This window comes from Kistimonas asteriae, assembly GCF_018263925.1.
In the GTDB taxonomy this organism is placed as follows: Bacteria; Pseudomonadota; Gammaproteobacteria; order Pseudomonadales; family Endozoicomonadaceae; genus Kistimonas; species Kistimonas asteriae.
Genome location: NZ_JAEVHF010000004.1, coordinates 20,676 through 32,870, shown reverse-complemented (window position 1 = coordinate 32,870; position 12,195 = coordinate 20,676). Strand labels below are relative to the sequence as shown.

Annotated in this window: 4 protein-coding genes; all 4 read right to left on the bottom strand. The window is 53.5% G+C overall.

What is annotated here, in order from left to right:
* Positions 1–15: 15 nt before the first annotated feature.
* A complete protein-coding gene (locus tag KHS78_RS06030; RefSeq protein WP_211826155.1) occupies positions 16–2,610 on the bottom strand; it encodes a COG1470 family protein in 2,595 nt (864 codons plus the stop codon).
* The gene (locus KHS78_RS06025; RefSeq protein ID WP_211826154.1) at positions 2,607–3,131 is read right to left on the bottom strand and encodes an OmpA family protein; all 525 of its coding nucleotides are present in this window, start codon (positions 3,129–3,131) and stop codon (positions 2,607–2,609) included. Before KHS78_RS06025 ends, KHS78_RS06030 begins: the two co-directional genes overlap by 4 nt.
* Positions 3,128–9,217, bottom strand: a complete 6,090-nt coding sequence (locus tag KHS78_RS06020; protein ID WP_211826152.1) for an SdrD B-like domain-containing protein — start codon at positions 9,215–9,217, stop codon at positions 3,128–3,130. The genes KHS78_RS06025 and KHS78_RS06020 overlap by 4 nt, the downstream gene beginning before the upstream one ends.
* 144 nt (positions 9,218–9,361) lie before the next feature.
* Complete coding sequence (locus KHS78_RS06015) at positions 9,362–12,049, bottom strand: DUF11 domain-containing protein (protein ID WP_211826150.1); 2,688 nt, start codon at positions 12,047–12,049, stop codon at positions 9,362–9,364.
* Between the last annotated feature and the right edge of the window lie 146 nt (positions 12,050–12,195).

Here is a 12,195-nt window from a genome sequence, read left to right as displayed (position 1 = left end):
CCTTGGCACAGCCGGTTACTGGATCTGGATCGCGAAAATCAGGGAAACGGATTCACCAGGCTGCAAACCGTCAGGCCAGTGCGCATTGATTAATGTGCCACTGACATTGGGTTGCACCACCTGCCGACCGGTCGTCTTCGGCAAACCACCATGCGGATAGAATTCGGTGAAGTTGGGCGCCGCATCATGGATCACTACATTCTGTACCGCTTCCACGCCCTCATTACTGGCTGTTAGGCGATACACTACGCAGGTGCCGGGACGCGCCGGAAAGGCATTTTTACTGAACTGAGCAGGCACTGCCGCCTGACAATCCCACGACGCCTGTTCTTTGATAATGACAACATTTGTAGTGTTGACGATCGAGGTATCCGTCACTGACAACTGCTGACCATCATCACCGATGACGGTCAACGTGGTCACATTGCGAATCCCCATGGATGCATTCGCCGGTGCAAACACTTTCACCAGCAGATGCAATGTCTCATTCCCTGCCAGAGAGACCGGGCTATTGATCATTGTATCACTGCCAGACAGTGCACCGTCGCCATCCAGATCACGATATAAGACTGACTGCCAGCCCTGACTTTTCAGTAAATCAGACAACGCCAGCGACAGGTTATCCACCGCGCTGTTGCTGTTATTCGTCAAACGGTGTGCAAACGTGATAAAGCTGCCGGGCGAGACCTGCCCCTCGCCGTTGGGTTCAAGCACCAGCCCCGCGTCATCACTGATTGTGATACGCACAGCAAGGTGATCCTTCACACCGGTTACGGGAGAAACTGCCACCACATGAAAATCATGACTCCCATCCGTCGCAGCGGCAGGCAAACTGACTACCAGCTTTAACGGCACATGTTCCCCCGCTTTGACAGACCCGGTATTCGCAGTAGGGAGGTTGCCCATATTAACGAACTGAGCCGTAAAACCTTCCGGCAGGCTGGAACCACCGGCAGAGACCAGTTGCAGATTATAGGTGTCTAACGCGCCACCGGTGTTATTCACAAAGAGTGCATCGAATGTGACGCTTTTCCCTGGTTGCCCCGTGAGGGTTTTCACCGGCTCACTTTCAGGCCCCGGCCCCTTGCCGGGAACACTGGAGTCTCCCTGAACCGGTCGTTCATAAGTCAGATCAACAGACGACGCTGACTCTGTTATCTGCGTCAGCCAGTTCAGCACGGTATCAGCAACCTCCCGGCCAAGCTGGCTGGAACGGAGACTGGCTGTCAGCGAGATAAAGTAGCCATCTTTTTGCACTGTCACCGCATTGGGCAACTTCACTTTGAACCTGATTTCACGGAATGCTCCAGGCTCCAAATCCTTCACATCCAGTGTCGGGCTGCTGGAGAATCGCGAACACTCTTCTGTTGTGCTCAGGCAATAGGTACTACCTGCCGGGAACGTATTGCCGGATGCCACCGGCGTCACGGTATAGCTCTGCCGCACTGTCCCCGTATTCCAGAGATAATCAAGAAATTCAACAGTATCACCTGCTGATGCAGAAGCTATGGTGACCGGTTCGCCCAGGTCTTTGGCTGAATGGTATTGGCTGCCATTGATACTCACCCCGGGACCTGCAACGGTGACGGGCACCCGGTTAGTCGATTGCCAATCAGTGCACTGTCTGCCATTACCATTGCAGGCTCGAAATCCAGCGGTATTAAATACCGTCTCTCCTACCGCAGATGCATTCGCCTCCACCAGAAATTCAACATACCCCTCATCGTCATCCTTATGCTTGGGGGTCACAAAGGTAACTTCCGTTTGTCCATTGTCTGTCTTGACGTTGTCAGGCTCCCATGGCCAGCATCTGTCGCCATCCTCATTGCACAGTTTGCTGCCGCCTCGGTAATCAATGCCCAACGGCAATCGATCTTTTAATATGAGGACGCTGGTTCCATGATCACTCATGCGTTCGAAATGCAACTGAACTTTGAATGTTTCGCCCACATTGACGCTTTTCTCTGACATGGTTTTAGTGACTTCATAGGCTTTTTGCTTGTCATACTCAACCGTGTCGGTATTCCTGTCCCAGCAGCGTCTCCGATCGTCAGGCTGTAAGCGACACTGTTGCTCATCAGCAACTGCCAGAAGATTGGCCGCAAAACGGGCCTTATTACCCTGCCGCCCATATGTGCCCCCCACCAGCAGCAAGTCAATGGACTCTCCCGGCTTAAGGAAAACAGGCGCAGTGACTTCAGGCTGCCCCTTTGGTTGACCACTGTGGTTCTGATCCCTGATAACCCGTAAATTCGCCAGCGCGCCACTTGCTGTCAGACGGACCGGCACCGAAACATTGCCGGTATTGGTGAGCACATGGGGAAAGACCACATCCTTGCCACCTGCGGCATACCGCTTCTGATCACCGGGATCCAGGGTAACGCCGGTGACGGGTTTTATCAGCGTCGTGACTTCATTAGACGACACTTGATAGCGACTGCCGTTTTCATCCAGAAATGATGCACTGGCCTGACTTCGGAGCAATGTGCCAGCTGGCGTCGCGGCTTCTGCGACCATGGCCAGTGACAGGATGAAGGCAGCGACAGCTACCCACAGGAGCATGGCCACCAGCCCCGTTCGGCCAAACCCTTTGCGCACTCGTTGCCTCATACGGCATCTCCTGCCGGGGCATTCATCACAATGCGCTGACTCACGGGTTTGCCCGTTTCGTCCACCAGCAGAAGTTCTACCCGCCGATCAAGCGCTCGATCTGTCCCATTACCCCGTGATAAGGGTAAGGTTTCGCCTGCCCAGTCTGCCTTTATTCGTGTGGAAGAAACCCCCTGCTTTTGAAGCACTTCTGCCACAGCCATGACCCGCCGTTTAGACAGTTTCAGGTTATAACGGCTGGCGCCCTTCGCATCGGTAAAGCCGCGCACCACAACCCGATAATCCGGGTGCTGCCTGAGCAACGCGGTATTCGACATCAGCCGCTCCCTTTCACCGACATCCAGCTCAATGCTGTCAAAGGCAAACTGAACCACCGGGTACCACTGCATGCCCGGTGCTTGCTGCGTTGTGACCGCACAAAGATGCGAGTCATAGCGGGCATAGAGTTCATCGGTGGTGACACAACCTGAAACAATCAGGCTGACAGCAATCGCAGTAAGGATGTTCAGGGCATGTTTCATGAGGCAAACCAGTCAAACAGGGATTCATCGAACTTGAACTGCAGGCTCAGGTGAAGCCCTTTGGCATTATATTTTTCGCTGTCGAGATCATCATCGGTAAAGCCGACAACGTTGTAGTAAGCACCCACGCGCAGGTTACGGACAACCAGGTAGTGCACACCGATACCTGCTGACCAGCGCCTGCTGGTCATACCGTCCACCGCAAGCACACCGGCACGGAGATCCATATCCCAGCGGCGGTCAATATCCCAGGTCAGGCGTGTATCCGCGACCCAGGTCTGACTGCTGTACTGGTAGTCATCCAGCGACGTTTTCACCCACTTGCTGCCGATCCGGCCAGACCAGACCAGATCACGATTAATCTGACGGTTCTGGTGCGTGGAAATCAGGTGTACCGTCCGGTCATCCGCCGGGTTTTCACCGCGCTCTTCTTTCCACTGGTAGAGGTAAAGGCCATGCTGACGATTATCCTGTCGGGGACGACGGGCCAGGCCCAGGGTCATGGCATGCCGGAGGGTACGGCTGCCGCCGTCACGGGGCAGTTCCAGACGAAACTCTTCCCGCACCAGACCGCTCCAGTCCAGATCAAGGCGGCGGGCAACGGCAGCATCCAGACCATAATAGTTCTGCTGCTCACCATGGCGGTATTCCACCCGGCCGGTGGCCCGCTGATTCTTGCGTCGCTTGTCTTGTATTCCCAGAGAGAGCGCCAGGCCGTCATTACGGTTATCCTTGTTCTTCTCGTGAACGGTCTGGATCCACTCAACACTGGGCGTCAGCGAAAGCCCTTTTTCCACTTCCAGACGGGTATCAGCGCCATTGACCCATTCCAGGTTGCCGCCGTCCGTTGCACCACGCATACGGTATTCTGAATAGGTGCGGGTATTGGGCAGCCAGTCACTCTTCACCCCCAGGGCAAAGCTGTTGCGGTCTTCACCATTGCTGACGGGGCTCAGGTTTTCATCCCGTTCATAACGTCCATACAGGCTGACTTTCTCGTGTACCTGCCAGTCACTTTCCATGACCGTGCGCCAACGTGAATTGGTCAGGGCGTGCTCATATTCCAGCTTGGTGGAGGCATTCTTGCCCAACAGCTGATATTGTTTGCCGACACCGACCAAGCCAGTGGCATACCGTTCGTCTTCATCCCCTTTCTGGCTGATATAACGGCTGCCGCCGGTCAGGGTCCAGGCACCCGGCAGGCGTTTGTCGAGACTGATACCGACACTGTTCCCTTCACCACTGCCACTGCTATTCGCATTGCTGTCGAGGCTGCGACTGTTTTCCGCTTCCGCTCTTAGATCCAAGGTCTCGTTTAACCGCTGCTTGTGTTCAAGCCGACTTTCCTCACGACCACTGGAAACACCACCGGCAGAATTGTCATAGCCAGCATCTGCCCTCGCCCAGGTCAGTTCTGTCTCACCATTAGACGTCCACTGCTGGTTAACTTTGACCCGGTAGGCATTGCCATGATCTGGCGTAGTCGTCTGATCCGTTGTGCCCGTGGTTTCAGGCTTTCCTGTCTTGTCCAGGGTTGCACCGGAGACAGTCACCGTCGTTTTTTCGGTAGGTTTATACTCCACCCAGGCGCCACTGATGTTTTTGCCTTCTGTCTTGTGTTCATCACGGGTATGGCTGACACCCACACGCACCTGATCATTCAGCTTCTGCTCGGCACGAACACCGGCTACCGTGTAGGCGGTACCGTCACCCTCAACGTCATAGCTGACACGGATACGCTGAGGATTCCCCTGATCATCCTGACTGTGCATGGGCTCACTGAACTTCAGGTAGCCGCTGAACTCATCCAGGGTATAGTCCCGTCCCCGGCCCAGGGTTTCAGTGCTGAGCATCAGGCCCGGGTTATCACGGCCCCAGACTTCCAGCACCACCACGTCACTGTTACGCACAATCGGCGCACCCTGCAGGCGGTAGTTCATGGCCGTACCATCCGGCATGATGATCTCACTGCGGTGCATATCCTCAGGGCGAGCACCGAAGCCCTGCAGGCGGGTGATGCCATCATCATAAATGGCGTTAATGCCGGTCAGGGTGCGCTGGATACGGGCAAGGTCCTGCTCCGGGGCATTGCTGTCCGTCTGGTAGTCGCCCCACATGATACTGCTGCGGCCCTTTTCCAGCTTCGCATACAGCTTGCTGCGGCTCTGGGCCTCATAGCCTTTCTGGCTGGCATCACCGGTGATGGGATAGTAATCGTCCGGATCCACATCACGGAACAGTTCCTGGTCCTTGTCTTTATCACTGTCGTACGACAAGGTCAGCTGAGTTTCCTTTGCCACTTCACCTTTGACAAAAAATGCCGTGCGCTTGCCGGTATCAAAGCCATCCGTGATGCCATCAATCTCTGAAGGCGTACGCCCTTTGCTATCGACTTTCCCCTTACTGGCGGAGATATCCACCAGACCAACGGCGACCAGCGGACGCGGCGCGGCGATCTGGGTAAATTCTGCTTCTGCTTTCAAGTCATTGGTTGTTGCACGCAATTTGACGGGGCCGGCTGTCGAACCGGAACGCAGATGTACCAGTGCCTCGCCCTGTTCAATGCGGATCTGGTGACCAGGTTCCTGATCCTGAACATCGGCTTCCTGCCATTGGCCAGCGCTACTGTCCAGGGTCACGAAATAGACCCCACGGGCTGGCAAACCGTTGCGGTCCAGCAGCCGCACCTTGACCGGCAACAGGCTTCTACCCTCATCCGCCGGCAGTGTATCCCGCGCCGGCTCCAGCACCAGGCGCTCAGCCAGACCGGCATTGTTGAAGGTGCCTTTCGCCAGTACCCGCTCATTGCCAAAGAAATCCGTTGCACGGACTTCCAGATGATTCTCCCCTTCTTTCATGGGCACGCCGTACCAGGCCAACAGCTGGGCCTGTTCACGGTTATTCATCAGCTGCTCGCCCAGGCGATCCGTAGCGACAGGTTGATCATTGACGTACAACGTTGGCGTGACACCCGCACGGACCACCACCATGAAACGACCATCTGCCTGTGCACTCTCTGGCCAGAGCCACGTGCCATCCACCGCCTGCTGACGGGTAATGGACGAGACGACCTCTTTCGCCAGTGGCATTTTCGCCAATGGCTCTACAGCATCAGGCGCCTTTCCGGCAGTAGATACCGATTGGGCAGTGGCTGAAGGATTATTCTCACTGTCGGTCTTCTGAGGTCCCCTGACGACACCGTTCGACAAATCGCCGATGTTGTCCGCCTGCTCGGCGTTGTGGCTGCTGCGGCTATATTGCGCCGCTTCGTCCAGCAGCCAGTCTCCATTGATGGAGGCGTTGCGGGCCTTGATCTGGGCAAAAATCGCTTCGGCATCCTTTTCAGGGCACTGGGCGGCAAAATCTGCACGGTGGAAATCGCCCGGTGCAAGATCCACAAAACGGCTATTGCCGTCTGCACCGTTACGGTTATCTAGTGGTTTGAGCACCAGTCCGTCCGGCAGAGTCACGGGATCTACCTTGAGGACATGGGTACCCGGCTTCAGCCCCATCAGGCTATATTGGCCGTTTTCATCCGTGATCACCCAGGTGCCATCTTCCATGTACAACCTGACACCGCCGATGGGCCACTCACCCTCATCCTGGATGCCATTGCCGTTGCCATCCACATACAGCTTACCGAACAGGATCGCCTTGTCAGACAGCACGCCATCCATCTGCACCGTGACTTGCGCGCGGGCGTCATTGGACTTGACCGGCAACCCGGCCATATTGCGACCTTCACTCCAGGCGGTATTGATACCATCGCCATCAATGGCACCTGCGCCAGCCTTAAGGACGTAGGTAATCTCCCATTTCTGCTGTTGTGCCAACTCCCTGAGCTTGCTCTGGTTTAAAATAAACGTCAGCTCGGGACCTGGTGCGCCTTCCGGTTCCGCCGCCTGTTGCCCGTTGATACGGACACTGCCACGGGCATACTTGAAGCCGTAGGGAAGCCGGTCATGAATACGCAGGTTATACAGTGATTGTTTTGAGTTGTTGGTAATCGTCAGCTTGTAGCCGACCATCTCGCCCGGAGCGACCGTATTCTGCAGGGCGGCCTTTTCCAGAATCAGATCCCTGCCAACCGTCTCCGGCTGCATCAGATCCAGCGGTACATCAAAACTGACCAATGGACTCTGGCTGCTATAAGCAAACGTACCCTCCATCTGCTCCTCAGGCGCAAACGTTGAATACCTTCGCAGAGTTTCTTTCTTGGCTCGATTAACGCCCGACCAGCCATATTTGCCATACGACGCCTGCATGACACGCAACCCGGTATAATCTTCCGGACGGCTGTGGGACGGAAAATGGTACCCCTGCGGCGGCTCAACACGAATGTAATACTGACCTTCCTGCATGCGCGGGTAGAGATAATGCCCTTCATCATCCGTCACTTTGGCAGGAAAAGGGGTATCGCTGACCGGATCCACTGCGGGCTTATCATGAATATCGTAGAAAGAGACTTTGGCACCCGCGACAGGAAACAACGTACCACTGTCAAACACCAGGCCAATGGTACTGACATTCGCCTCACTGCTATAGGTTTTATGGTGTTCGGCATCGAGATAGGAAACCTTGATGCGATCCCCTGAGATAGATTTCAAACGACAGACCGTAGCAGGCTGGGAATAGTCCGGCAGGTTACCTGGCGTGGTACACAGCTGGTTACTGCCGGATTCATTCGTGCTAAGCCTCAGGGGGGAGACACTGCGAAACTCACCGCTATTCATCCCCGTTTCACGCAGCATGACCCGAACCCGGTCACCGGTTTTACCGGAAGCCACCAGCACTTCCACCGTTTCGGCCTCTTCTGTCGTGGTATTCAGATGCGGTGCATCAATAGTGACAAAAACATCTTCATGAACATGTGCCCCACCTTCGATATGATCCGGTAATAAATAGTGTGTTGACGACTTGAGGGGGCTATCGAAGGTTGGGTCTACATGACGGTCACGGGGCTCCATGAACGTCACACGTGGATCTCCCCCATTCACATGGTAGCCAGGACGGACCTTGTCAGCGGTTTCATTACTCTCAAAGTCATATCGTCCATCACCCTCCATATCAATACCGGCCCGGTTACGAATGACGGTCGCCACTTTTATCTTATTGATAATGACATTGAAACCCAGCCTGGCAGACATACCGGGCTGAAAGTCACTGGCAGGCAGTAAGAGTCCAACACGTGTGATGTCTGCCGGATCATAATCCGGGCTATCGTAACGGACCCAGCGCCCGTTCGGCAGTCGAACAACCGGATGCGCCTGACGCGGTGCATAATCATCGTCCACCCGCGACAAACGGGTATTGGCCGGGATGCGGTCTTCCAGCAGGATTCCCTGCTGCTCCTGACCATCCACCACCAGCGTGCGCTCGGGTAACGCGATATCGCCGTTATTGGTCAGGGAGAGGTCATAGTGAATATCACCAATATCGGTATAACGGGGATCGGTAATAGACAATAGGCTGTTCTTTCGAATCAGGACAGACTGCCGACCAGCGGTAATCCGGTCATTATTGGTACTGACCTTATGCTCACTGCCTTCAGACTGGGCAGATACTGACAGTGTAAAACTGTCGTTAGCTGCGACCGTGGCCGATACCCTGGCCATAACAATCAGAGCCCGGCTTTCGCCCGGCTTCATCATGCCGGTCGTGTGAATAGGGCTTTCCTCGGGTGTCGGGAGACGTTCGTCATAGGGAAATACTCCCAGGATGGTGATCCGCCCCGCAACATCACAGGATGCGCTGCCTGTCACACAGGCTGTCACGCCCAGGCGATAACTATCGGCAATATTTCCCCGGTTAAACACATGGTGAATAAACGACACAGTCGCACCCGGGGCTGTTTGTACCTGCTGATCCTGGGACAACACCGGGACGTAAACAGCAGCGACCCGGACAGACGACTGGTTAGAGAGCACTTTAACCGGTTGGCCCAACTCGGTATCAAAATAAGCAGCTTCGGCCTGATTGAGAATCACCGCTCCTGCTGGCGCCAGCGCGCAGGCGGCACGCGCTGTCACTAGACAGAGCATGGCCATCATCAGCAAAAGGGTGATTCTGTACGGCTTCAACAGCATCAGGTTTCCGGTGCAACAGCGTTAATACACAAGGTTCTTTCAGGCTTTCTCTGGCCTCTGCCGTCTTGTGACGGTTTTCAAAGGACAGAGAGAGCCTGCCGCTGCTCCGAAGAGCAGCGGAAGACGGGGTTTATAAACTGGAAATCAGTTCACTTTGACGGTGAAACGCACCTCGACGAACTCACCGGGTTTCAGGATGCCATTACTATCCTTACCCTGGGTCGCACCTTCTCCGATGTTGAACACAACATCTCCAGACGTTGTATTCTCTTCAGCAACGACACCCATTTGATCAGTCACAACTTCCGCTGACCCAGCAACAAGTGTTGTGAACTCTGGAGCCGCATCACGGATAGTCACCTGATTTGCATCCGCATCACCTTCGTTGCGGGCAATAATCTGCCAGACAACATAATCTTGATTGGGAATCACTTTCTCAGTGCTATTCGTCGCAAATACATTGGCACTCAGACCCTCAGCCTCCTGCTTAATGGCTTCTTCCGTTTTGTTTTTGCCAGAAAGAACCTTCACTTTCTTGTACAGACGGATCTGACCTTTAATGACAGTCGTAGAATCTGTTGCTGTGGCAGTACGCTTAACCGACTCAGTTCCAAGCTGATATTCGGCGTTCAACGTAAGAACTTTGGTCACTCCAGGTCTGGCATTCGCGGGCGCCATGACTTTGACCTTAATTCGATATACAGCATCTTTTTGGGTCAACAATGAACCGTCAATCGTCATTGTCTGCAGGCCTGAACCTTGTATCTGTCCCTTCTCGTCAGCTACGAAGAACTGATAACTCCAACCAGCATCCAGCCCTTCACCTGTCAGGGTAATGTCACCTTGGATCGGATCATTGCTCAGGTTACGCAACTCATGGCTATAAAAAACAGCACCACCGGGTTCAATCTGGTTGGCTCCGTTCGGGGTCAGAGTCAGTTCACCGATCCGTTCGACCGTGGCAAAGAACTTCAGGGCATCGTTACCACCTTTCTGTCCTTCCGCCAAAACGGCAAATGGTTGCTTAACCACAGCTGGGGCATCAGCTGCTACAGTCAACCGGGCAGTCAAATTGATAGAACTGCCGGCAGGTACAGGCTGAGTTGATGAAAGCGTCGTTCCGTTTTCATCAGCAAAAACGACAGTCCAACCTTTTGGCAACGATGAACCTTCGCCGTAGCTACCATGTGATCCGGTTACGCTACCCAGAGCTTTCAGATTATAAGAACGAAACTCAGGTGACTCGTTATACAACGTGAACTCATACTCAACCGTGCTGTCAGGCTTCACCTTCTGATAGTTTTTACTCGGCGCAGGTTCCACAACAACGGCAGAGGTATAAGCATCCCGGTCGGGACCTTGATCCTGCGTATTTCTGTAGGCCAAATCAACCGAGCCAGTAGAATCTTTGATCTTGGTAAGGATCAGTGCCACTTCATCGGTTTTTTTATTGTCACCCTTTGAGGTCAGCTTCAGCTTGGCTTCTGATTTATCGGCTTTGCCGCCTTCAGGCAGGTTCGCTTTAATGGTGACGATGTATTCACCACCTTTAGCGATCGTCGGGGTCACCTTGTTCAAAGATATCGTCCCGGTCTGATCCCAGAACGAGAAGGTCGTTTTGGCAGGGAAGCTACCAGTATCAGGCACGTCAAGGGTGAATGCGTCTTCACCATTCCCTTTGTTCGTAATTTTTACCTTAAATACTGCCACACTACCGGATATGGCTTCGCTAACCGTATCGGTTTTTGCTGCCCAATTGCTGTCTCTACCATGAGCTTCAAAATCAAAGAAAGCCGGCAGTTTTGTGGTGACTTCGTTAGTTTCTACAAGAACATTATTCGGATCTTTTGGCGTAGGGGTCTTACCCAGATCGCCGTCTTTTCCATAAAACACGTAAGCCTTGTTACGTAGCACATCATCGGCAGAGAAAGGGTCTGCATCATCGTACTTATAGGTTGCACGGAATTTCAGGGTAACGGTTTCACCGGCTTTCAACGTAGGAATTTTGGCAAATACTGCTTTATCCTTTGCAACATAATCTGGCAGACTCACAGAGGCAGGAAGGCTTGCTTCATCAGCAACTTTGTCACCGTCAAAATCGGTCAAACGTGAATCACTGCCCATCTGCTGAACAGAACTAGAATCCAGCAATGTTGGCAGAAAGTCATAAATTTCTGCGTTCTTTGCTGTTGTACCATTGTTTTTTACAGTAACGGAATACTCAACCGTACCATCGACTTTAGCGCCTTTGTCGTCGATTTTCGCTGGTGTATGCTTTATTTCACTTTTCGTCGCAACAAGAACAGGGCCGTTGGATACTGTCACAGTATCCCTATTACTCAAGGCATTCCCCTTTGTAGGTTGAGCAGTAACATCAACGGTGAAGGATGTACCTGTTTGCGTACTTGCAGAGACCTGTACAGCAACAACAATATTGCCAACAGATCCAGCCTCCACGATGAGTTCAGTAATCTCAGGCTCCCCAGCATCCGGCTGGCCATTACCATTGATATCATGATAAACCTTAAAGGTTTTCGCAGTATTGCCAGAAAGCACTGCCCTCAGCGCAGTAAACGTTTCTCTGGTATTACCCTTGTTAATCAGCTGGTGAGGAAAGTAAACCGTCTGCCCTGGCGCAGCTTCTTTAGACTGGTCTTTTTCAAGCACGGGATCATAAACTTCAGCCACTGTTACCACTGACTCATTGGACTGCGCCGAATAGGCATTTCCCAGACTATCGGTATAGGTGACCGTTGCCAGGTTTTTAATCACCGTACCGGCCGGTGTTATCGCTGCCTGGGCAGCCGCTGCCCCCAGTAACAGCAGAGCCATGGCCCAAAACTGGAGCCATCGTCGTTGAAGAGAGTGGTACATCAGGTTTTCTATCCTCTCGAAAGATCAGATCATCGGTTGTTTATAAAAATGTCATTACGCTGATCGTTTCTACGACATGTCATCCCACGCAAGGCGCAGTATGT